This window comes from Vibrio sp. 10N.222.49.C9 (genome assembly GCF_041474985.1).
In the GTDB taxonomy this organism is placed as follows: Bacteria; Pseudomonadota; Gammaproteobacteria; order Enterobacterales; family Vibrionaceae; genus Vibrio; species Vibrio crassostreae_C.
This window is the reverse complement of sequence record NZ_JBFRVD010001491.1, coordinates 1-231: the sequence shown is the minus strand read 5'-3', so window position 1 is coordinate 231 and position 231 is coordinate 1. Positions and strand designations below refer to the sequence as shown.

Genomic DNA, 231 nt, shown 5'->3' with positions numbered 1-231 from the left:
GAGATGCGGAGTACGATCTCAGTCACGAGGTTGAGCACAGCCTACTTGAGCAAATGTCGGAAGGCCTGAGTCAGCGTCTATCCGCTATGCCAGTGCGCTTTGTTTACGAAAAAGACATGCCACGTGAAATGCTAGAATTTCTATGCCGAAAACTTGAGATCTCCAACTATGACAGCTTAATACCGGGTGGGCGCTATCATAACTTCAAGGACTTCATTGGCTTTCCAAACG

1 pseudogene is annotated in these 231 nt (G+C 47.6%); it reads left to right on the top strand.

Annotated elements, in window-relative coordinates:
* A pseudogene (locus tag AB4585_RS28900) lies at positions 1 to 231 on the top strand (RNA degradosome polyphosphate kinase); the annotation flags it as partial.